Source organism: Citrobacter sp. Marseille-Q6884 (assembly GCF_945906775.1).
In the GTDB taxonomy this organism is placed as follows: Bacteria; Pseudomonadota; Gammaproteobacteria; order Enterobacterales; family Enterobacteriaceae; genus Citrobacter.
Genome location: NZ_CAMDRE010000001.1, coordinates 2366550 through 2388843, shown reverse-complemented (window position 1 = coordinate 2388843; position 22294 = coordinate 2366550). Strand labels below are relative to the sequence as shown.

The following is a 22294-nucleotide window of genomic DNA, read 5'->3' as shown; positions in this document are numbered from 1 at the left end:
AAACGATACCACCATCACGCAATTGGCTCAAGAAAGGTGCTTGACGCTGAAACGTTTAACGGTGAGATATCGTTAAATATCTTTCATCGCGCTTTCTAAAATTCGTCGGCGAAACCCGCGTTTATCCCCTGCGCACCGCTTTTCCTCCCCCTTGATTCAGTTTTTCCAGCGCCTGAGCGACCGTCGCGTCGTCTGGTACAGTAATGGTACAAACGGGGATCTGTCCCAGTTCCCGGTGTTTTGCCATGCCCAAATTATGGTATGGCAATATTTCGCTATGCAGGACGGCGTCATAACGATCGGTCAACGCGCGGATCGCCGCAAGATGCTCATCATTAAAGTTATAACCCGGAATCAGCGGGCAGCGCAGAATCACCTTTGCGCCAATCTTATCGAGCGTTTCCAGCGTCGTTTCCACCACATGTTTGGCGATACCGGTATGCGATTTATGCGCCCGCGCATCGGTCACTTTATAATCGAGAAGGAAAAGATCGACCCACGGCGCAATTTCACGATACCGTTCAGGACGCGATGCACCGTTTGTTTCAATGCACACGTGCAAATCAGCGGCTTTCGCCGCTTTAACAAGCGCCAGCGCAAAGGAAAACTGAAACATCGCTTCCCCACCGGATAACGTTATCCCGCCTCCTGTTTTCTCGAAGTAAGGCTTATCCTTTACGACCTCAGCAATAATCTCATCGACCTGCCGGGTCTGGCCGTAAATCTTAAGCGCTTGCGCCGGGCACGCCTCGACACAGCGCCCACACGCCTGGCAGGCAGAGTAGTCAATCTCATGGCGCCCTTGTACGAAGCGATGGCAACCGTGCGGGCACACACCGGCGCACCGCTGACAGTGCAGACACTTGTGCGCCATAAACGCCAGCTGCTTTTCGGCTTTCAGAGATTCAGGGTTATGGCACCAGACGCAGCGCATCTGGCATCCTTTCAGAAATACGGTGGTTCGGATCCCCGGACCATCGTGCAGCGAAAATTTCTGAATATCGAAAACCGTGCCCGTTTCGCTCATCACACACCTCAGTCGTTCAGCGTACGGTTAAGGATTTCCTGCTGAACATCTCTGTCCAGATTAACGAAACGCGCGCTGAACCCACCGACACGAACGATCAGATTAGGGTAGTTTTCCGGGTTCTGGTACGCAGCCTCCAGTTCGCCCTTACCCACCACACTGACCATCAGTTGTGGCCCGCCTCGTTCAAAGTAAGAGTGCATTAATGCCTCCACCAGCGGGCGGCGGGTATTGAATAAGCCTTTACTGAATTTGATATTTTGTACCGAACCGGCGTGATAGTTGGCTTCCAGTTTCAGCAGAGAGTTCAGCATTGCCGTTGGGCCATTTTTATCTGCGCCACTTTGCGGGTTGTTGGCATTGCTCATATAAATGCCCTTGTGCCGACCGTCTGCAGACGCACTGGTTGCACGCCCCCATTCCGTGTTTACCTGGTTATTGATGATCACCACCAGATAGCTGTCCAACCCTACCCGCTTAGCCGCATCACGTACACCGTTGCAAACGTAGCGATGCAGCATCACCGCAAGGTCATCAGCCGCATTGTCGTCATTACCAAATTTCGTCGCGGCAATCAGTGCGCGCTTCAGGTCGTCGTATCCCTGGAAATCCGCCTTCAGTGCTGCAATCAGCGTCGCGTAGCTGTAACGTTGCTCATTAAAAATCACCTGCTTGATTGCCGCCAGTGAATCTGCGGCATTGGTATTACCGTAAGTTTCATTGGTCCCGCCCAGGTAACGTACGCCTCCGTCAAGCAGAGCCTTGCCGCGTGCCACGCAATCTGCAGTCAGGATGGAAGTAAACAAAAATCCGACCTGTTCATTCATGACCTGATACGACAACGCCTGGGCGTGCGCCGTAATGTCGATGTAGTAATCCAGTAACCGCTGGTAGTTACTGAGCACCTGATCAAAACACGTTATCTGTTCTGGCTGCGTTAATTCCACACCGCCACTTTTCTCTTTGTTATCCCAAAAATCAATTCCACCGCTAAGCGAAATATTGAGGATTTTAAGCAAGTTAATACAGGTATTCGGTGTCCCTACGCTCCGTCCTGCCAGCACAAACTCGCCACAGCCAAAGGGAACATACTGCTCAGCTTCCGTTTCCGATACCTGCATAGCATTCATGACGGCCGGAATATTAACGTCATCGTTATACAGAATGGGGTAGGTTAAGCCCGTGCCGATCACCGCCAGCGCCTGCTGCCAGATGGCGTTATCCATTCCTTCATAAATTCGTAACGTAAATTGCGGTTCCGTATCGCCATTTTCCTCAACGGCCTGGATCGCCAGTCGGCAATAGACATCGGCAGTTTTCGGGTTGCGCCGCCCTTTCCCACCGACCACAACGCGACCATTCACGGTCGTTTTCCGCGCTTCGATCAGACGATAATGGGAACGAATGCAATCAATGGCCTGGCGTTCCGTCAGCCGTCCAGACTGAAGATCCGCCACCAGCAAATCGCCCAGATAGTCATCCATACGCCCATAGTTCACCACCCCTGCACACAAACTGTACAGCCAGCTCAACTCAATCCCTTGAATGAAGGTTGCGGGCTTATCATGGCGAATAGCGGCTAACTCGCTCATTAATAACGCCAGATGCTTGCAGCGATGACTGTCCGTGCAATTCGCCATCTCGTCAGCGGCAATCTCAATGTGTCGGTCAATCACCTGCTGCAAAATGCGCAATACGGCCTGGAAGGATTGATGCAACTGAACCGCTGCCGCATCCCCGTTTTTTTCCGCTTGCTGTTGCTGCTGTTCAATACGTTGCAGCAACCCACCAATCCCCAACGCCATCAGTTGCGGGTAATCCAGATACATTCCGCTTAAACGTGCGGTGGCAATCGCCGGGAAGTTAACATCAACAAATTTACCCAGCGTATCGTCCGTCAGCGCCTGACGAAAATAGACTGAACGCGTGTCATGCTCACGCCAGAAGCGCTCAAGTTCATCCACTCTTTCCTGTTGAACGGGGGTCTCCAGCATCTCGCGCAGCTGGTTTAAGCGGGCAAAATTACAGTAGTGACCCACACCGCCAACGGAGGTGACGCAACCAAAGCCAATCGGCAACGCATCGACGCGCCCCAAAATCAGATCGTCGGTCAGGGGGCGGCGGAACAACGCGGGATAAAGCGCCTGTAGGCAATTGACCTCACGTTGAAAACGCTCTGGGGTTGACTGAAAGGCCCTGGTGTAGGCTTCCATAATCACAAGTTGTTCTTCCGGGCTCTTTTCACACGGGATCTTTTTATTCACATCAACTTGCTCGGCGATAATTGCTTGTTTGCTCACTGTCCTGCCTCCAAAAGAAACTCCCTTCTATTTAGTTGTAATTACAAATTATGATCTTTGACCTAAATCAAAAATCACCAAACGAACAAATCATCGCCATTCATAATCTGTGAAATCGTCAGCACAACCGAAAAAACGGCCATTTCCGCACCTTCATACATGATCAATATCAAGATCCGTTCGTCAGTAAACTTTTAGCCTTCGAAAAAGTTGTAAATACAAATAATCGTGAGAATCTACTGTGAAGATAAATGACCTTGTTCATCCGGCGTTGATTTGTCTGGATCTTCAATCAACCCAAAAAGACGCGGCACTAACTGAACTCGCCGGCCTTTTATTCCGTGAGAATAAAATTCGCCGCACTGAAGAATTTCTCCAGGAGGTATGGGCAAGAGAAGAGACGGGAAATACCGGTTTTGAAGGCGGCGTCGCGCTGCCACACGCACGTTGCGACTGCGTTTTGTCCCCTGCGGTGGCTATTGGTATCAGCCGTCAGGGTATTGATTACGGCGCTGAGGATGACCAACCGACTCACCTGATCCTGATGATCGCCTCAACGAAACAGGCCAGCGAAGCACACATTGATGTTCTGGCACAAATCTCTTCCCGCCTGGTTGAAGATGACAGCGTCAGGCAAATACTCGCCTGTCAGGACGCTCAGGCGGTTGTGGATTATTTCTGCCAACAAAGTGAAACGTGTAGCGGTGAGAAGCCGAGTGCGGCAACCTCTCGTGGACTTATCATCGGCGTGACGGGTTGCCCGGTGGGCATCGCACACACCTATCTGGCCGCAGAAATGTTGGAAAAAGCAGCGACGGAGATGGGCTATGAATCCATCGTCGAAACCAACGGCTCGATTGGTGTCAAAAATGCCCCTAATGATGCAGATATTGCCCGTGCTGAAGCGGTTGTCGTCGCCTGTGATAAGCAGGTCGATCTGGATCGCTTCAATGGTAAGAAGGTGGTCATTACCGGCGTCAAAACGGCAATTAAAGATGCGCAAGGGTTAATTCATCAAGCACTGGCAGCCCAGCCTTATCAGGCAAAAGCCCCCCAAAAAGCCCAGGCATCAACAACGACAGTGCGCGGTCAGCTGTACAAATCCCTGATGAACGGGGTGTCCTATATGATCCCATTTGTCGTTACCGGGGGATTGATGATTGCCCTGGCACTGGCGCTGGGTGGTGTACCCACACCGTCGGGGTTGGCGATCCCGGAAGGAAGTTTATGGAATCAGGTGCTGAACGTTGGCGTCGTTGGCTTCACGCTCATGATCCCCATCCTCGCCGGATATATTGCCTACGCGATCGGTGAACGACCGGCTCTGGCACCGGGACTTATCGGCGGCTGGATTGCCAATACCGGTTCGTTTTATGGCGCCAGCGCGGGATGCGGGTTTATCGGCGCGATTATTGCCGGGCTACTGGTCGGTTATTTCATCCGCTGGTTGACTCATCTTTCATGGCACAAGATGTTGCTACCGCTAGTGCCTATTATGATCGCGCCGATTGCGGGCACCGCTTTCATTGCCGCGCTATTTATCTTTGTCATCGGCGCGCCGGTGGCGGATCTGATGGCCTTCCTTAACCATATGCTGACCAACCTCTCCACAGGCAATATTATTTTAATTGGCCTGGTGATGGGACTGATGCAGGGATTTGATATGGGAGGCCCCTTCGGCAAAGTGGTCTTTATGTTCAGCGTGGGGCTCATCGCCCAAGGGCAAACTCAGTTTATGGGTGCCCAGGCAGCGGCCATACCGGTGGCACCGTTGGGCATGGCGCTGGCGGCATTTATTGGCAGACGCTTTAATTTGTTTGACGATGAAGAATTCGAAAACGGCAAAGCGGCGGCGGCAATGGGCCTGGTCGGTATTTCCGAAGGCGCGATTCCTTTTGCTGCCCGCGATCCGCTGTCTGTCATTCCGGCCAACATGATTGGCTCTGCGGTGGCATGCATCCTGGGCTTTGTTTTCGGACTGCACTGCAATGTCGCTCACGGCGGTCCCATCATTGTTCTGCTGGGCGGTTTCGATCAACCGTTAATGGCGCTCTTCGCGATGGCCAGCGGCATTATCACCACTGCCGCAATTGCTATTGCGCTCAAACGACTTAGAATGGCGAAAAAGCAGCAATTTCTCGTTCAATCGCAAGCCTAACCAAGGGCGCGTCGCAAGACGCGCCAGAACGGACGCCATGAAGTATCTTGATATCTATCTGTTGTTAAGAGAGAAAATCCTCAAAGGTGAATACGCTGCCGGTGAACCGGTAGAAGGTGAACATGCCCTTGCAGAGCGCTATGGCGTCAGTCGGCCGACCATTCAGAAAGCCGTTGCTCGTCTGAAAAGGGAGTCATTTGTCCATACCCGCCAGGGCTCAGGGATCTTTGTTAACCCACCGGAGTTTTACCAGGACAACAATGTCATTACGCTGTCAGAACGTATTCATCGGGATCAAACGCTGGATAACGTGGTGCTCAGCTATGACATTCTGTCGACCCACGCCGGGATCGCGGCGCTTTTCGATTTACCGCCAGAAACGCCGTTGATCCATTTTCGCAGAATGCGCATCATCAACCAGCAACCCACCATCATTGAAGAAACCTGGATGCCCCGGACGCTATTCCCGGAATTTACCCAGGAAAACTGCCGCCAGTCGGTATTGCACTATATTGAGCAAACCTGCGGTTATGTCATCAGCCACGATGTTAAGGTCTGGTCGGGAAAAATACTCAATGCGGATGAGGCCTGGCTGTTACGTTTACCAGAAGGTCAAATCACACTCTGTATTGAGCACAAAGTCTATTTGCAAAACGGTGAGCTGGCGCAGTACACACAGGAAACGCTGGCGACAAACAGTGTTACCACAGTGTCGATGCGCTAAGCATAAAAAAGGGCAACCTGCGTTGCCCTTTTGAGTAATGCTCATCATCAGATGAGAAATTACGACACCAGCAGCTGGTTCATACGACGGATAAACTGGTTTGGATCTTCCAGCGTACCGCGCTCGGCGAACAGCGCCTGATCCAGCAGCAGTTCAACCCACTCTTTAAACTGCGCTTCATCCTGGGTATCCGCCGTGCGTTTTACCAGCACGTGATCCGGGTTGAGTTCAAAGATGTATTTCACTTCCGGTACGGCCTGACCCGCAGCAGCGAACAGTTTCGCCATCTGGGTGCTCATTTCGTCGGCATCGGTGGTGACAATCGCCGGGGTATCGGTCAGACGGTGCGTCAGACGAACCTCTTTCACACGGTCGCCCAGCAGAGTTTTCACACGTTCAACGAACGGCGTCAGCGCCTTTTCGGCTTCTTTCGCGCTTTCGTCAACTTCATCCGCCAGCTTATCGATAGATTCGTCAGCTTTCGCAACGGACTGGAATGCTTTGCCGTCGAACTCGGTCAGGTAGTTCATCATCCACTCATCGATGCGGTCAGAAAGCAGCAGGACTTCGATGCCTTTCTTACGCAGCAGTTCCAGGTGCGGGCTGCTCTTCGCCGCCGCATAGCTGTCTGCAGTGATGTAGTAGATTTTCTCCTGCCCTTCTTTCATGCGAGACACGTAGTCTTCCAGCGACACGGTCTGTGCAGAAGAGTCGGTGTGGGTGGAGGCGAAGCGCATCAGTTTAGCGATCGTTTCCTGGTTGGCATGATCTTCCGCCGGACCTTCTTTCAGTACCAGACCGAACTGTTTCCAGAAAGTCTGGTATTTCTCGGCATCATCTTTCGCCAGTTTTTCCAGCATCTGCAGCACACGCTTGGTCAGCGCGCTACGCAGGTTACGGGTCACCGTGCTGTCCTGCAGGATCTCGCGGGAGACGTTCAGCGGCAGATCGTTGGAGTCTATCAGACCGCGCACGAAGCGCAGGTAATTCGGCATGAACTGCTCAGCGTCATCCATGATGAATACGCGTTGTACATACAGTTTCAGGCCGTGCTTGTGATCGCGGTTCCACATATCCCACGGCGCCTGTGACGGAATGTACAGCAGGCTGGTGTACTCCTGCTTACCTTCGACACGGTTGTGGCTCCAGGTCAGCGGATCGGTAAAGTCGTGTGCAATATGCTTATAGAATTCGTTGTACTCGTCGTCTTTGATTTCAGACTTGTTACGTGTCCACAGCGCCTGCGCCTTATTGATTTTCTCCCAGGAAATAACGGTTTCGCCGTCTTTCTCTTCCTGTTTTTCAATCTCTACCGGCAACGCGATATGGTCGGAATATTTGCTGATGATGGAGCGTACGCGCCAGTCATCGAGGAACTCGTCTTCCCCTTCACGCAGATGCAGCGTGATTTCAGTACCACGATCGTCTTTGGTAATATCCGCAACGGTGTACTCACCTTCGCCTGCAGATTCCCAGAATACGCCGTTTTCAGGTTTATCACCCGCCGCGCGCGTCCGCACGGTCACTTTGTCAGCGACGATAAATGCGGAGTAGAAACCCACCCCAAACTGGCCGATAAGCTGGCTGTCTTTCGCCTGATCGGAGCCCATAGATTCGAGGAAGGATTTGGTACCGGATTTGGCAATCGTCCCCAGATGATCGATAACGTCATCACGGTTCATCCCCACGCCGTTATCAGCAATGGTCAACGTACGCTTATCTTTATCGAAAGAGACACGCACACGCAGTTCGCCGTCACCTTCATACAGGTCCGGGTTCGACAGCGCGCGGAAACGCAGCTTGTCTGCCGCATCAGAGGCGTTAGAGATAAGCTCACGCAGGAAGATTTCTTTATTGGAATACAGAGAATGGATCATCAGGTGCAGAAGCTGTTTTACTTCTGACTGAAAACCACGAGTTTCTTGTCCTTTCATGTAGATCTACCTCAACAATGCCATTTTTAATGGTAAAAACACGTTGAGGGTGAAATGGGGACACGCGGGAGGGATTTCAAGCGGAAGCCGCCGTCGCGGCCTCCGTTTGTTCAGAATTTAATCTTATGTCGTCCTGCCAGAGAGTGCGACAGCGTCGTGCCATCCACCATTTCCAGCTCGCCGCCTACCGGTACGCCATGGGCAATACGGCTGGCTTCAACGCCATATTGCATGCAAAGCTCAGCAATATAGTTAGCCGTAGCCTCTCCTTCGACCGTTGGGTTGGTCGCCAGGATCAGTTCGTTGATTTGCTCAGACGCCAGTCGCTGCTCCAGACGGTCAAGCCCGATATCATCAGGCCCAATACCGTCCAGCGGCGACAGGTGCCCCATCAGCACGAAATAGCGCCCGGAAAATTGCCCCGTTTGTTCAATGGCGTAGATGTCCGCTGGACTCTCCACCACACAAATTTGACCGTTTTCCTGGCGACGCGGATTCGAACAGATGTTGCAGACTTCTTGCTCGGTGAAGGTGCGGCAATCGGCGCAATGACCGATTTCCGACATTGCCCTCGTTAACGCCTGCGCCAGACGCATCCCGCCGCTGCGATCGCGCTGTAGCAGCGTGAACGCCATGCGCTGCGCTGACTTCGGGCCAACGCCCGGCAGACAGCGCAGTGCTTCCATAAGCTGAGTTAACAGCGGGCTGGTTTGCATCAGAACGGCATCTTAAAGCCAGGCGGCAGCTGCATACCGGAGGAAACTGACGCCATTTTTTCTTTCTGGGTCTCTTCAATGCGACGTGCCGCATCGTTAAATGCCGCAGCCACCAGATCTTCCAGCATCTCTTTGTCGTCTTCCAGCAGGCTAGGATCGATTTCCACGCGACGGCAGTTGTGCGCGCCGTTGATGGTCACTTTCACCAGACCTGCGCCAGATTCACCGGTCACTTCCAGCTTGGCGACTTCTTCCTGCATCTGCTGCATTTTTTCTTGCATCTGCTGGGCCTGTTTCATCAGGTTACCCAGACCGCCTTTACCAAACATAGGCTTCTCTCTCAATCACGTTAAAGGGATGACGACCATAAAACCATGAGATATGGCTTACGATCAAATGGGGCGAATACTCTCTTCGTCCAGGTCTGCATCGAAAAAACGACGCAGCGTCTGAATGTTATTATCCGCAATAATCGACTCACGCGCCTGCGCGAGTTTCTCTTCATAAATGGCCTGACGCCACTCCAGCGGCGTTCGCACCGCGGGATTATCATCTTCAATGATGGTCAATTCAACCGTTGAACCGGTTAAGGCGCTCAACGCTTCGGCAAGCTTTTGCTGCGCGCCGCTGGAATTGAGGTGCCGCTGCGTGGAACGCAGATGCAGGCAAACCACATTGCCATTCTCTTCTTTCCAGGCATTAAGCGCTACCTGCTCCACTAGCTTTGGTAACGACAGCTGGCTGACCTGCGCGGCCCAGGGGTCACGCTCAATGGCTTCAGCCGCAAGCTTAGCCGCCAGCTCCGGCGTTTTTTCATGCTCCAGCGCTTTTTTCAACGCTTTCGGCGTGGCAATCGTTTCTTTTACTTCGGCTACGGGATTGGTCGCTTTCCAACGATACGCTTCTTTCTTCGCGGGTGCCTTTTCCAGCGCAGATGCCGCCGGGCGAGCCTGAACGCGTTCCGATACCGAAGCCAGTCTTTCCAGCGCAGCATTATTCACCGGCCGCGCGCGGGAAGCGGCTGCCGGTTCACTCTTTTTTGCTTTGGTTGCTCCCTGAGCACGTTGTAGCTGGCTTCGCGCCGCCAGCACCTGGCTGGTTGCGTCGGAGAGCGGTACATCGTGATGCGCCGGCGCTGACGACTGAACCGGCGTCTGCGTCGGGGCCATCACCGCGGCGGGTGCAACGGTTTGTCGCGGCGTTTCAGGCTCTGGAAGCGGCATGCGCGGATGAAAAGCCAGCGCCCGCAACAGCGTCATCTCGACGCCCATACGCCGGTCCGGCGCGAAGGGTAGTTCTTTACGCCCAATTAACAGCGTCTGATAGTACAACTGTACATCGGTCGGTGGCACGGTTCTCGCCAGTTCACGCATACGTTGTTCAATGGCAGCCATATCGCTGCTCAATGCAGCGGGCGACAACTGAACCATCGCAATACGGTGCAGCAGCGCCAGCATCTCAACCAACAGCGCTTCCCATTCAATACCGCGAGCGGCAGCGTCGTTCACCAGTGTCATGACGCGTTCACCGTCCGCAGCCACAACTGCTTCAACCAGCGAAAGCGCCTGATCATCGTCAAGCGTGCCAAGCATCGTGCTCACAGCCTGCGTTGAAACCATGCCATCGCCGCTGGCAATCGCCTGATCGGTCAGACTCAGCGCATCGCGCAGGCTTCCGTCTGCGGCGCGAGACAACAACTGCAGCGCACGGGGTTCATGAGCGATGTGTTCCTCATTGAGGATATGCTCAAGCTGATGACGGATTTGTTCGACATCCAGCGCTTTAAGGTGAAATTGCAGACAACGCGAGAGAATGGTGACCGGCAGCTTCTGCGGATCGGTCGTCGCCAGCAGAAACTTCACGTGCGCAGGCGGCTCTTCGAGCGTTTTAAGTAATGCGTTAAAACTGTGACGCGACAGCATGTGCACTTCGTCGATCAAGTAGACCTTAAACCGGCCGCGCGCTGGCGCGTACTGAACGTTGTCCAGCAGGTCTCGGGTATCTTCGACTTTGGTACGTGACGCGGCATCGATTTCAATCAAATCGACAAAACGCCCTTGCTCGATTTCGCGGCAATTATCACACACGCCGCACGGCGTGGCGGTAATACCGGTTTCACAGTTGAGCCCCTTCGCCAGCAGACGGGCGATAGAGGTTTTCCCGACGCCACGGGTGCCGGAAAAGAGATAAGCATGATGAATACGCCCTAACGACAAGCCGTTCGCCAGTGCCGTCAGCACATGTTCCTGGCCGACGACGTCAGCAAAGGTTTGTGGGCGCCATTTTCGGGCTAAGACCTGATAACTCATTGGCAGGCTCTGAAAGGCTGGAGGGTGGATTCACAAGGGGGTAATGCTAACACAACCTCGCACAGACGGCGAGGTTGACACGTTATATTAGGGCGTTATCGTTGCAGTCAGTTTGGTTTCGGGCAGCGCACAGAAACCGGAGCGTACACGCAGTACGTGAGGATTTCGAGCACTGACCGGGGCCAAAATGGCAAAAAAGATAGCCCGACTTAGTGTCCCGGGAATGGAACCAGGCTGTAGCAGGTCAACCCCTGCTTTTCCAGACGCTGCTCACCGCCCAGATCAAACAGGTTGATGATAAATGCAGCATCGGTCACTTCACCACCCAGACGGCGGATCAGTTTCACGGTTGCTTCAATCGTTCCGCCGGTAGCCAGCAGGTCGTCAACCACCAGCACTTTATCGCCTGGCTTAATGGCATCAACGTGGATTTCCAGTTGGTCAGTGCCGTATTCCAGCTCATAGCTCTCAGCAATAACTTCACGCGGAAGCTTACGCGGTTTACGTACCGGAACAAAGCCGACGCCCAGACCCAACGCTACCGGTGCGCCAAACAGGAAGCCACGCGCTTCGGTACCAACAACTTTCGTAATGCCCGCATTTTTGTAGCGTTCAACCAGCAGTTCGATGCTGAGTGCGTAGGCTTTCGGGTCTTCCAACAAGCTGGTGACATCACGGAAAAGGATGCCCGGTTTGGGATAGTCGTTGATGCTTTTGATGCTATTTTTGAGAAACTCAAGCTGCTGTGCTGTCGCGGTCATAAGTTTGTGCCTGATTGATACGGTATTACTTCACGGCGCACGTGAAAAAGAGCAAAGGTTACATCTGTTTAACCTTTGACCGCCAGCGCCTGTGCTCGAAAACGGTCAAATCTACTGACTGTGTAAGACAATTGCAACCGACATTATTGCGCTTCAGTGCTTTTGTTGCTTTTCATCAATCACCGGGATTCGCCACATAAATATCAGCAGGCAGGCAAGAATAACCAGCAACAATATACGCACCCAATTCATATGCACCAGCCACAGCGAAACCCCGAACGTCACGAGGATAAAAGCAATCGCACGCGGCTTGGCGCCTGGCGGCATCGCACGGTGTTTTTGCCAGTGGCGCAGATAGCCACCAAACCATGATCGATAGAGTAACCAATCGTGGAAGCGCGGCGACGAACGGGCAAAACACCAGGCGGCCAGCAGGATAAACGGCGTCGTGGGCAGCAGTGGCAATACCACACCCAGCGTTCCCAGCACTACCGCTATCCAGCCAATGATGATTAGAATAATGCGTTGCATAATTTAAGTACTTAGCACAGAGAATCGCTACTTTAGCATAACAGTTCTCATTTTCATCGGAGTGTTATCGTGAAAACCGCCATGCTGTTACAGAAGCTCGAAAACCAGCTAATCAGTCTGCGACAGCTTTGCGCGCCGTTGGCGCACCACGCAACACTGAGCGCCCGTTTTGATCGTCATCTTTTTCGCACTCGCAGTACGCTGTTGCAGGCTTGTCTGGATGAAGCGGAGGCGAATCTCACCGCACTGCGCCACGCGGTTGAACGGCAACAATTACCACAGATTACCTGGCTTGCGGAACATCTTGCTTCACAGTTAGAAGCGATATCTCGCGAAACCGCCTCCTGGTCGCTCAGAGAGTGGGACAGCGCTTCCCCGGGCCTTGCGCGCTGGCAGCGCAAACGCGTCCAGCACCAGGAATTTGAGCGTCGCCTGGTGGAGATGACGCGCGAACGTCAAGCCCGTCTGGCAAAAGCGACCGGGTTTGAGGAACAGCAAAAGTTGCATCGAGAAGTGGAAGCTTTCGAGGCTCGTCTGGCGCGCTGTCGTCATGCGCTGGAAAGAATAGAAAACGTGCTCGTGCGTTTAACCCGTTAATACCGGAGAATATATGTCACTTGAGAATGCCCCGGACGAGGTCAAACTGGCCGTCGATTTGATTGTTTTACTTGAAGATAATCAGATGGAGCCTGAAACCGTGCTGAAAGCGCTGGAGATTGTGAAGCGGGATTACGAAAAGAAAATACAGCGGCATCTTGAATCATAAAAAAGCGAAATCTGTTGGTATCGGGCCTACGAGCCAGAATTATTGGACTTCGTAGGCCAGACAAGGTGTTTACCGATCAACTCACAGAAGGTGTTGGATCATCACCTTTAATAATGTCCCGCTTTACCTCTGTCACGGTGTCGCCTTTGGCGTTGTGCAGATGAACTTCAAGTTGGTTAAAGGCGATATCAATATCGTTTTCACGGCACAGACGGTCAACCGCGCGGTTAAGTTCATCCACCGTGTGGCTACGATCGCGGAGTTCACGTACATATAAACGCAGTTCGTGATCCAGCGTGCTGGCGCCAAAAGCGGTAAAGAACACGGCGGGTTCAGGGTCGTGCATCACTTTCGGATGTTCCATAGCCGCCTGCAGCAGCACTTTCTTCACTTTATCCAGATCGGAACCATACGCCACGCCGATTCGGATCACCAGACGTGTGGTGGTATCGGAGAGCGACCAGTTAATCAGACGCTCCGTCACAAAAGCTTTGTTCGGGATGATGACCTCTTTGCGATCGAAGTCGGTAATCGTCGTTGCACGGATACGGATCTTACTTACCGTACCGGAGAACGTGCCAATCGTGACCGTATCGCCGATACGCACCGGGCGTTCGAACAGAATGATCAAGCCCGAGACAAAGTTACCGAAGATCTCCTGCAGACCGAAACCGAGACCGACCGACAAGGCGGCCGCCAGCCATTGCAATTTATCCCACGATACGCCAAGCGATCCGAACACCGTCATCGCACCGATGGCGATGATCGCGTAGTTGAGGATCGTAGTGATCGCATACGATGCCCCCTGGCGCATTTTCAGCCGCGAGAGCACCAGCACCTCCAGCAAGCCCGGCAAGTTACGAATTAACGCCCAGGCCACCATAGACGCAATAATGGCAAACAGCAGGCTGCCCATGGTGACATTTTTCACCACGGCAGCGCCCGCTTCTGTCCCGTTGTAATGCCAGAGCGTGATGCTGTCGAGATAGCTGAAAACGGTGATGAGATCGGACCATATTGCCCAGAACATAACGCCAAACAACGCCACCATCAGCAGCATCGTTATACGCAGCGTTTGCTGGTTAACCTGCTCCAGTGCAATGGTCGGCTCTTCCTGCGGTTCTGCGCCCTCGGCCCCTTCTTTCACCAGATTCTCACGGCGGGCAAGTGCACGACGCCAGGCAATACGACGAGCCGCCACGCTTAATCCACGCAGTACGGTCTGATACAGCAGGTTCCAGATGATCACCAGATATACGGTCTCAATCCAGCGACCGGACAAACGCAGCGTGGTATAGAAATAACCCGTCGCCGTCAACACCATCAATGCTATCGGGATAATCGACAATACCGTGATCGTCACCAGACGCAGGCCATGCGACTCTTTATCACGCCAGCTTTCACGGCACATTGGCCACACCAGGAAGGCGATCAGCAGCAGGTTCAGGAAAATCACGACCTGTCCCAGCACATCGTCCATCAGGTTAAGCGGCGAAAGTTCGGCCACCACCGACCAGAAATGCAGCGGCAACAGTGCCAGGCTAATGCGTACAATCTGGCGGCGCCAGTGGCTGGTCTGTTTTGCCGGCATGCCGAAGTGTCGGATGGCCACGCCATCTTTTTCCAGTACCTTCCAGCACAGGCCAAACACCAACCAGAACACCGCCATCTTCTTGCTGAATGCCCACAGCAAATCGCTGACGTTCAGTTGCATTGTCAGCAAGATCAAACCAACGGCGAGAATAATCAGACACGCCGGTAAGGCTCTAATCAGGTCAATCAGGATCGCTTTCGGCGTATTCAGCTGGCTGTCATTGCGTAAATTGCCAACGGCGGCGGCGAGTTTCGCCTGGTACGCTTTCAGCCATTTCAGACGCCAGCGGATCAATCCAGCCACCAGTAATAGCGGCAGTCCCGCCAGAAATGCGATAAATACCGCAGGCCAGGCTTTTTCCCAGTTCACGGTGATTTTCATCGACTTGAACTGATCTTTTAGCGTTTGCGGGAAGGCTTTAAACCAGTCCCAGTCCATTGGGCGGTTACTGTTCACCCAGAAAATCTGTTGAGTCAGGATGCTCTTGAGGTTCTTCGAAACGCTCATTAACTGCTGTTGGTTAATCTGCAGGTTAATCGCCATCATCAGCTGATTACCCAGCTGTTTATTCAACTGATCCAGCAGTTCGCGGCGCATGTCCACAACCTGGAGCAAGGCATCATGAACTTCACTGTTCACTTCATTGGTATGCCCTTCCTCCAGCTTGGCGACAAACGCGTCATTCTGGAACAGCGCATCACGCTGCTGGTTGACATCAAATTGTTCCAGACGCAAGTCGGCGATCCGGTTGGTCATATCCGCAAGTTCATCGGCTGACGGCAGGGTTTGCTGCTGCTGATACAGAATGCGCGACAGCAACAGGCTCCCTTTCAGTACAGCGATTTGTTCTTTGATATTGCGTTCGGATTGCAGCGCACGATCAAGCCAGTTTTTGACTTTAATATTTTGCTGCATCAGCGAGTTACCGTTTTCGGTCGCTGAAATCAGACGTTGGCTGAGCTGATGGTTTATCTCCAGCTCCTGCTTCACTAACGGATTCGTCTGGATACGCTCCGCTTCGTCAGGCGTTATCGCTTCCTGCGCCGTCTTTTCGGTTAACGTCAGACGCTTGCTGTTCACCGCTTCCTGCAGCAGCTGTAGCTGGTGTTCAAGCTGGTTGCTGTTGGCCGTCACGTAATCACGTTGCTTTTGCAAGGTATCCTGCAAAACCGTGTTGCCTTCCAGACTCTTACGCTGCTGATCGATCTGTGCATTCAGTAGCGCTTGCTGCGCCTGCAGCAGAACCTGCTGGCTGGGACGCAATGCCGCTTCACCTACGTTGGTGCCATCGAGACGATTGCGAATTTGCTGCATTTGCTGAGATGCGGTGTACATTGAGTTTTGCACACGCTCAGGCTGCGTCTGGAGCGAGACCAGTTGGCTGTTGTAGGCTGCCAGATCGTTTTGCGCGCTTTGCAGGTCATCCAGCACCTGGGCGACTCGCGATTCAAGCTGTCGTAAGGAGAGCGTGCTCAGCGTTTTTCGCGTTTCATCGTCATTATCGACATCACTGAGCGAATTTAACGCGTCCGTTGCCTGACGCATTTTCTCCGGCGCCTGAGCCACTTTCTGACGTAGCTGAACGGTCTCATCTTTCACTCGCTCAATTTTATCCAGCGTGGCAAGGGTATCGATGAGATCCTGCTGAACCAGTTTATCCTGCGCGGAAAGGTCTTTTTGCTTACTCAGCGCGTCCAACTGGCTCTGAATATCGGCTTTCGTCGGCAATTCACCATTCTGTTGCGCTCGCGCAAATGCTGATGACTGGCAGGACAGCAAAAGAATGAAGAAAATAATGGCAATAGTAATAAGATGCTGTGAACGTTTATAAAGCTGCAACATAGTCATGAGAGTGAACGTTTCTGAACAGAGAAAGTGACCGAAAATAGTCAAGCGGCTAGAATATCACGGCTGTGACAGGCAGAATAGCGGGAGGCAAAATGTCCAGGAAAAATCCTGGTAGAGAATCCGCGAATTAATTCTCCTCGCGCATCCGCAACGTTGGGCAAAGAAGGCACATTTCCAGCAACACCGCCACGTAATCGCGCGCGTCTTTTTTCAGGTCGAACGATTCAGGGGCAAATAACCAGTTTTCAATAATCCCGGAAAGATAGCTGCGTAGCAGAATCGCCACGCGACGCGTGTTCAGGTTCTCCGGCAACATTTTTGCGTTCATGCAATGCCGTAGCGTTTGTTCTATTCGATCGTAGTTTTCAAGACACAGGCTGCGTTGCGCCAGTTGAACTGTCGCTATTTCCCCGACAAATTCGCATTTGTGGAATATAATCTCCATCAATAAACGTCGGCGTTCGTCTGTCACGGTAGCTTCAAGAACGTAAACTAAAATTTCTCTTAATACTGATAGTGGATCGTCGGGGAATTTTGCCTGATACTCAGTCTCTAGTTCATCAATATTGGGTTTTGCCAGATCCCAGATTTCACTGAATAAATCCGACTTGTTTTTGAAATGCCAATAGATTGCACCACGGGTAACGCCAGCAGCTTTTGCGATCTCCGCAAGCGAGGTGGATGAGACCCCTTGTTGCGAAAACAAACGTAGCGCGACATCCAGAATGTGTTGCCGTGTTTCCTGCGCTTGTTGTTTGGTTTTTCGTGCCATATGTCGGTGAATTTACAGGCGTTAGATTTACATACATTTGTGAATGTATGTACCATAGCACGACGATAATATAAACGCAGCAATGGGTTTATGGGCTTTAAGCCATTGATCAATTTGAAATCGGACACTCGAGGTTTACATATGAACAAAAACAGAGGGTTAACGCCTCTGGCAGTCGTTCTGATGCTCTCAGGCAGCTTAGCGCTAACAGGATGTGACGACAAACAGGCCCAACAAGGGGGCCAGCAGATGCCAGAAGTTGGAGTTGTGACGCTCAAAACTGAACCTCTACAGATCACAACTGAACTCCCGGGTCGTACCAGTGCTTACCGCATTGCGGAAGTTCGCCCTCAGGTCAGCGGCATTATCCTGAAGCGTAACTTCACGGAAGGTGGTGATATCGAAGCGGGTGTGTCTCTCTATCAGATTGATCCAGCGACTTACCAGGCCGCTTATGAAAGCGCAAAAGGCGATCTGGCAAAAGCACAGGCAGCGGCAAATATCGCTCAGCTTACAGTGAAACGTTATCAGAAACTGTTGGGTACGAAGTACATCAGTCAACAGGACTACGATAGCGCGCAGGCAGATGCACAGCAGGCGAACGCCGCCGTTGTTGCCGCTAAAGCCGCGGTAGAGACTGCACGTATCAATCTGGCTTATACCAAAGTGACGTCGCCAATCAGCGGCCGCATTGGTAAGTCATCCGTTACTGAAGGCGCTCTGGTGCAAAACGGTCAGGCGACCGCACTGGCCACTGTTCAGCAGTTGGATCCCATCTATGTTGATGTGACGCAGTCAAGCAACGATTTCCTGCGCCTGAAACAAGAACTGGCCAACGGCACGCTGAAGCAAGAGAACGGTAAAGCGAAGGTCGAACTGGTTACCAGCGACGGCATTAAATTCCCGCAGTCCGGTACGCTGGAATTTTCAGACGTGACGGTTGATCAAACCACAGGGTCAATTACGTTACGCGCCATCTTCCCTAACCCGGATCACACCTTGCTGCCAGGTATGTTTGTTCGCGCACGTCTGGAAGAAGGGATCAACCCAACCGCATTGCTGGTTCCGCAGCAGGGCGTTACCCGTACGCCGCGTGGCGATGCCAGCGCATTGGTTATCGGTGCGGATAACAAAGTGGAAACCCGTCAAATTGTGGCAACACAAGCGATTGGCGATAAGTGGTTGGTCACTGATGGACTTAAGGCGGGCGACCGCGTGATTGTCACTGGGCTGCAGAAAGTTCGTCCTGGCGCGCAGGTTAAAGCGCAGGAAATCACCGCTGATAATAACCAGCAAGCCGCAAGCGGTAGCCAGCCTGAACAGTCCAAGTCTTAACTTAAACAGGAGCCGTTAAGACATGCCTAATTTCTTTATCGATCGCCCCATATTTGCGTGGGTGATCGCCATTATCATCATGTTGGCAGGGGGGCTCGCGATCCTCAAATTGCCGGTAGCGCAATATCCCACTATTGCACCGCCTGCAGTGACGATCTCCGCGAACTACCCTGGCGCTGATGCGAAAACAGTACAGGATACTGTTACGCAGGTTATCGAACAGAATATGAACGGTATCGATAACCTGATGTACATGTCCTCAAACAGTGACTCCACCGGTAGCGTGCAGATCACCCTGACTTTCCAGTCTGGTACTGATGCGGATATCGCGCAGGTTCAGGTGCAGAACAAACTGCAACTGGCGATGCCGTTGCTGCCTCAGGAAGTACAACAGCAAGGGGTTAGCGTTGAGAAGTCATCCAGCAGCTTCCTGATGGTTGTCGGCGTTATCAACACTAACGGCACCATGACGCAGGAGGATATTTCCGACTACGTAGGCGCCAACATGAAGGACGCCATCAGCCGTACTTCAGGTGTAGGTGACGTGCAGCTGTTCGGTTCCCAGTACGCAATGCGTATCTGGATGGATCCGAATAAACTGAACAACTTCCAGCTGACGCCGGTTGATGTGATCAGCGCAATCAAAGCGCAGAACGCCCAGGTTGCAGCCGGTCAGTTAGGTGGTACGCCACCGGTGAAAGGTCAGCAGCTTAATGCTTCGATCATCGCGCAGACCCGTCTGACCTCCGCCGATGAGTTCAGCAAAATTCTGCTGAAAGTGAATCAGGATGGCTCCCAGGTTCGTCTTCGCGACGTCGCGAAAGTAGAACTGGGCGGCGAGAACTACGACATCATTGCGAAGTTCAACGGCAAACCGGCTTCCGGTCTGGGTATCAAACTGGCAACAGGGGCTAACGCCCTGGACACAGCCAACGCTATCCGCGCAGAACTGAAGAAGATGGAACCGTTCTTCCCGTCAGGCCTGAAAATTGTTTACCCGTATGACACCACGCCGTTCGTGAAAATATCTATTCACGAAGTGGTGAAAACACTGGCAGAAGCAATCATCCTCGTGTTCCTGGTCATGTATCTGTTCCTGCAGAACTTCCGCGCGACGTTGATTCCGACGATCGCCGTACCGGTGGTGCTGTTGGGGACATTTGCGGTCCTTGCGATTTTCGGCTTCTCGATAAACACCCTGACGATGTTCGGGATGGTGCTCGCCATCGGCCTGCTGGTGGATGACGCCATCGTGGTGGTCGAGAACGTTGAACGTGTTATGGCCGAGGAAGGGCTACCACCGAAGGAAGCAACGCGTAAATCCATGGGCCAGATTCAGGGCGCACTGGTGGGTATCGCGATGGTGCTGTCAGCGGTATTTATTCCGATGGCCTTCTTCGGGGGTTCTACCGGGGCAATCTACCGTCAGTTCTCTATCACCATTGTTTCTGCGATGGCGTTGTCTGTCCTGGTGGCATTGATTCTGACCCCTGCTCTGTGTGCAACCATGCTTAAACCGATTGCCAAAGGCGATCACGGAGAAGGCAAAAAAGGCTTCTTCGGCTGGTTTAACCGCATGTTCGATAAGAGTACGCACCATTACACCGACAGTGTGGGCGGTATTCTGCGCAGCACCGGTCGTTACCTGGCGCTGTATCTGATCATCGTTGTCGGTATGGCCTATCTGTTCGTTCGTCTGCCAAGCTCCTTCTTGCCAGATGAAGACCAGGGGGTATTCCTGTCTATGGCTCAGCTGCCAGCGGGTGCAACGCAAGAGCGTACCCAGAAGGTGCTGGACGAAATGACGGATTACTATCTGACCAAAGAAAAAGCGAACGTTGAATCGGTGTTTGCCGTTAACGGCTTCGGTTTTGCGGGACGTGGTCAGAACACCGGTATCGCGTTTGTGTCTTTGAAAGACTGGAGCGAACGTCCAGGTAAAGAGAACAAAGTTGAAGCGATTACTCAGCGTGCTATGGGGGCATTCTCGCAGATCAAAGATGCGATGGTTTTCGCCTTTAACCTGCCAGCAATCGTAGAACTGGGTACCGCGACCGGCTTTGACTTCCAGTTGATTGACCAGGCCGGGCTGGGTCACGAAAAACTGACGCAAGCACGTAACCAGTTGTTTGGTGAAGTGGCGAAGCATCCGGATCTGTTGGTCGGCGTACGTCCTAACGGTCTGGAAGATACCCCGCAATTCAAGATCGATATCGATCAGGAAAAAGCGCAGGCTCTGGGTGTTTCCATTAGCGACATTAATACAACGCTGGGTGCAGCATGGGGCGGAAGCTACGTGAATGACTTCATCGACCGTGGTCGTGTGAAGAAAGTTTACGTCATGTCTGAAGCCAAATACCGTATGCTGCCGGAAGATATTGGAAACTGGTATGTCCGTGGCAGTAATGGACAGATGGTGCCGTTCTCCTCGTTCTCGACTTCTCGCTGGGAATACGGTTCACCACGTCTGGAACGCTATAACGGTCTGCCATCCATGGAGATCTTAGGTCAGGCCGCACCGGGTAAAAGTACCGGTGAAGCGATGGCGATGATGGAACAGTTGGCAAGTAAACTGCCATCCGGTATCGGCTATGACTGGACCGGTATGTCCTATCAGGAACGACTGTCCGGCAACCAGGCGCCTGCCCTGTATGCCATTTCACTGATCGTCGTCTTCCTGTGTCTGGCAGCACTGTATGAAAGCTGGTCTATCCCCTTCTCCGTTATGCTGGTGGTTCCGCTGGGGGTTATCGGTGCGTTGCTGGCGGCGACCTTCCGCGGTCTGACTAACGACGTTTACTTCCAGGTAGGTCTCCTCACAACCATTGGGTTGTCGGCGAAGAACGCGATACTGATCGTCGAATTCGCCAAAGACTTGATGGATAAAGAAGGGAAAGGTCTGATTGAGGCAACGCTGGAAGCGGTTCGTATGCGTTTACGCCCAATCCTGATGACCTCACTGGCGTTTATTCTGGGCGTTATGCCGCTGGTTATCAGCTCCGGCGCGGGTTCCGGCGCACAGAACGCCGTCGGTACAGGCGTAATGGGCGGGATGGTCACGGCGACGGTTCTGGCTATCTTCTTCGTTCCGGTGTTCTTTGTGGTGGTTCGCCGCCGCTTTAGTCGCAAGAATGAAGATCTTGAGCACAGCCACCCGGTTGATCATCATTGATTCATCTCTGACCTAAAGATAAGGCCGCGCAAGCGGCCTTTTTTATTGGAAAAATCATAAAATTCACTTATTGCGATACCGTTTATTTTCTGTAGGGTAAATAAGCGATATAATCCCTGTTCACCTAAAGGCTATTCTTAAAAAATCCTGAGGTTTCTTATTTACTTTAATAAATATTAAGATTAATCCTAGTCACCCACTTACATTGTCGATTGTTGCCTTTCGTTGCCAGACCTGTACAAGATAACGTTATGATTGCCCGAACAATAAAGAAGTTGTTCCATTTCGAATAAGTACAATTATCTGATAAAATGTAAAAAATGATACAGCATCATAATTTGCTTCAA

General features: G+C 52.5%; 16 protein-coding genes and 1 other annotated feature. Of the genes, 6 read left to right on the top strand and 10 right to left on the bottom strand.

What is annotated here, in order from left to right; genetic code table 11:
• Positions 1-121 precede the first annotated feature (121 nt).
• On the bottom strand, positions 122-1027 hold the full coding sequence (locus N7268_RS11245; protein WP_260862955.1) for a glycyl-radical enzyme activating protein: 906 nt from the start codon (positions 1025-1027) through the stop codon (positions 122-124).
• 8 nt (positions 1028-1035) lie between these two features.
• Positions 1036-3327, bottom strand: coding sequence for a pyruvate formate lyase family protein (locus N7268_RS11240; RefSeq protein WP_260862954.1), 2292 nt, complete (start codon positions 3325-3327; stop codon positions 1036-1038).
• 241 nt (positions 3328-3568) lie between these two features.
• On the opposite strand from N7268_RS11240, the gene N7268_RS11235 reads away from it, so the two are divergent.
• Both N7268_RS11235 and N7268_RS11230 read left to right on the top strand, forming a co-directional pair.
• Complete coding sequence (locus N7268_RS11235) at positions 3569-5485, top strand: fructose-specific PTS transporter subunit EIIC (RefSeq protein WP_260862953.1); 1917 nt, start codon at positions 3569-3571, stop codon at positions 5483-5485.
• Positions 5486-5522: 37 nt separating this feature from the next.
• Positions 5523-6209, top strand: coding sequence for a GntR family transcriptional regulator (locus N7268_RS11230; protein WP_260862952.1), 687 nt, complete (start codon positions 5523-5525; stop codon positions 6207-6209).
• A gap of 59 nt (positions 6210-6268) precedes the next feature.
• On the opposite strand, the gene htpG is transcribed toward N7268_RS11230, so the two are convergent.
• The 6 genes from htpG to N7268_RS11200 all read right to left on the bottom strand — a co-directional run bounded on the left by htpG (position 6269) and on the right by N7268_RS11200 (position 12460).
• Positions 6269-8143, bottom strand: a complete 1875-nt coding sequence (gene htpG, locus N7268_RS11225) for a molecular chaperone HtpG (RefSeq protein WP_260862951.1) — start codon at positions 8141-8143, stop codon at positions 6269-6271.
• Between the two features lie 110 nt (positions 8144-8253).
• Positions 8254-8859 (bottom strand): recombination mediator RecR, encoded by a 606-nt coding sequence (gene recR / locus N7268_RS11220; protein ID WP_198905081.1) that lies wholly within the window; start codon positions 8857-8859, stop codon positions 8254-8256.
• Positions 8859-9188: a YbaB/EbfC family nucleoid-associated protein gene (locus tag N7268_RS11215; RefSeq protein WP_003021764.1), complete on the bottom strand. Its 330-nt coding sequence runs from the start codon at positions 9186-9188 to the stop codon at positions 8859-8861. Before N7268_RS11215 ends, recR begins: the two co-directional genes overlap by 1 nt.
• A 63-nt stretch (positions 9189-9251) precedes the next feature.
• Entirely contained in the window at positions 9252-11168 is a 1917-nt protein-coding gene (gene dnaX, locus N7268_RS11210; protein WP_260862950.1) for a DNA polymerase III subunit gamma/tau, read from the bottom strand.
• Positions 9855-9919: a sequence feature (DnaX frameshifting element), on the bottom strand. Its footprint overlaps the gene before it by 65 nt.
• Before the next feature lie 209 nt (positions 11169-11377).
• Positions 11378-11929 (bottom strand): adenine phosphoribosyltransferase, encoded by a 552-nt coding sequence (apt, locus tag N7268_RS11205; RefSeq protein ID WP_045440640.1) that lies wholly within the window; start codon positions 11927-11929, stop codon positions 11378-11380.
• Positions 11930-12082: 153 nt separating this feature from the next.
• Positions 12083-12460 carry a DUF454 family protein gene (locus N7268_RS11200; protein WP_260862949.1) on the bottom strand — a complete coding sequence of 126 codons (378 nt, stop codon included), beginning with the start codon at positions 12458-12460 and terminating at the stop codon, positions 12083-12085.
• A 69-nt stretch (positions 12461-12529) separates the two neighbouring features.
• Here N7268_RS11200 and priC point away from each other — a divergent pair, with 69 nt between their 5' ends.
• Complete coding sequence (gene priC / locus N7268_RS11195) at positions 12530-13057, top strand: primosomal replication protein N'' (RefSeq protein WP_260862948.1); 528 nt, start codon at positions 12530-12532, stop codon at positions 13055-13057.
• A gap of 13 nt (positions 13058-13070) precedes the next feature.
• Positions 13071-13226, top strand: coding sequence for a pleiotropic regulatory protein RsmS (gene rsmS, locus N7268_RS11190; RefSeq protein WP_260862947.1), 156 nt, complete (start codon positions 13071-13073; stop codon positions 13224-13226).
• Between the two features lie 76 nt (positions 13227-13302).
• Here rsmS and mscK read toward each other — a convergent pair whose 3' ends face one another.
• Both mscK and acrR read right to left on the bottom strand, forming a co-directional pair.
• Positions 13303-16668: a mechanosensitive channel MscK gene (gene mscK, locus N7268_RS11185; RefSeq protein ID WP_260862946.1), complete on the bottom strand. Its 3366-nt coding sequence runs from the start codon at positions 16666-16668 to the stop codon at positions 13303-13305.
• A 127-nt stretch (positions 16669-16795) separates the two neighbouring features.
• Entirely contained in the window at positions 16796-17440 is a 645-nt protein-coding gene (acrR, locus tag N7268_RS11180) for a multidrug efflux transporter transcriptional repressor AcrR (RefSeq protein ID WP_260862945.1), read from the bottom strand.
• 141 nt (positions 17441-17581) lie between these two features.
• On the opposite strand from acrR, the gene acrA reads away from it, so the two are divergent.
• On the top strand, positions 17582-18775 hold the full coding sequence (gene acrA, locus N7268_RS11175; RefSeq protein WP_198905088.1) for a multidrug efflux RND transporter periplasmic adaptor subunit AcrA: 1194 nt from the start codon (positions 17582-17584) through the stop codon (positions 18773-18775).
• A 22-nt stretch (positions 18776-18797) separates the two neighbouring features.
• Positions 18798-21947: an efflux RND transporter permease AcrB gene (gene acrB, locus N7268_RS11170; protein ID WP_260862944.1), complete on the top strand. Its 3150-nt coding sequence runs from the start codon at positions 18798-18800 to the stop codon at positions 21945-21947.
• Positions 21948-22294: the final 347 nt, after the last annotated feature.

Excerpts from the sequence above, each read along its gene's own strand:
- N7268_RS11215 (WP_003021764.1), bottom strand. The coding sequence starts at position 9,188 with ATGTTTGGTAAAGGCGGTCTGGGTAACCTGATGAAACAGGCCCAGCAG.
- acrB (WP_260862944.1), top strand. The coding sequence starts at position 18,798 with ATGCCTAATTTCTTTATCGATCGCCCCATATTTGCGTGGGTGATCGCC.
- N7268_RS11230 (WP_260862952.1), top strand. The coding sequence starts at position 5,523 with ATGAAGTATCTTGATATCTATCTGTTGTTAAGAGAGAAAATCCTCAAA.
- dnaX (WP_260862950.1), bottom strand. The coding sequence starts at position 11,168 with ATGAGTTATCAGGTCTTAGCCCGAAAATGGCGCCCACAAACCTTTGCT.
- recR (WP_198905081.1), bottom strand. The coding sequence starts at position 8,859 with ATGCAAACCAGCCCGCTGTTAACTCAGCTTATGGAAGCACTGCGCTGT.
- rsmS (WP_260862947.1), top strand. The coding sequence starts at position 13,071 with ATGTCACTTGAGAATGCCCCGGACGAGGTCAAACTGGCCGTCGATTTG.
- N7268_RS11200 (WP_260862949.1), bottom strand. The coding sequence starts at position 12,460 with ATGCAACGCATTATTCTAATCATCATTGGCTGGATAGCGGTAGTGCTG.
- mscK (WP_260862946.1), bottom strand. The coding sequence starts at position 16,668 with ATGACTATGTTGCAGCTTTATAAACGTTCACAGCATCTTATTACTATT.
- acrR (WP_260862945.1), bottom strand. The coding sequence starts at position 17,440 with ATGGCACGAAAAACCAAACAACAAGCGCAGGAAACACGGCAACACATT.
- apt (WP_045440640.1), bottom strand. The coding sequence starts at position 11,929 with ATGACCGCGACAGCACAGCAGCTTGAGTTTCTCAAAAATAGCATCAAA.
- N7268_RS11245 (WP_260862955.1), bottom strand. The coding sequence starts at position 1,027 with ATGAGCGAAACGGGCACGGTTTTCGATATTCAGAAATTTTCGCTGCAC.
- htpG (WP_260862951.1), bottom strand. The coding sequence starts at position 8,143 with ATGAAAGGACAAGAAACTCGTGGTTTTCAGTCAGAAGTAAAACAGCTT.
- acrA (WP_198905088.1), top strand. The coding sequence starts at position 17,582 with ATGAACAAAAACAGAGGGTTAACGCCTCTGGCAGTCGTTCTGATGCTC.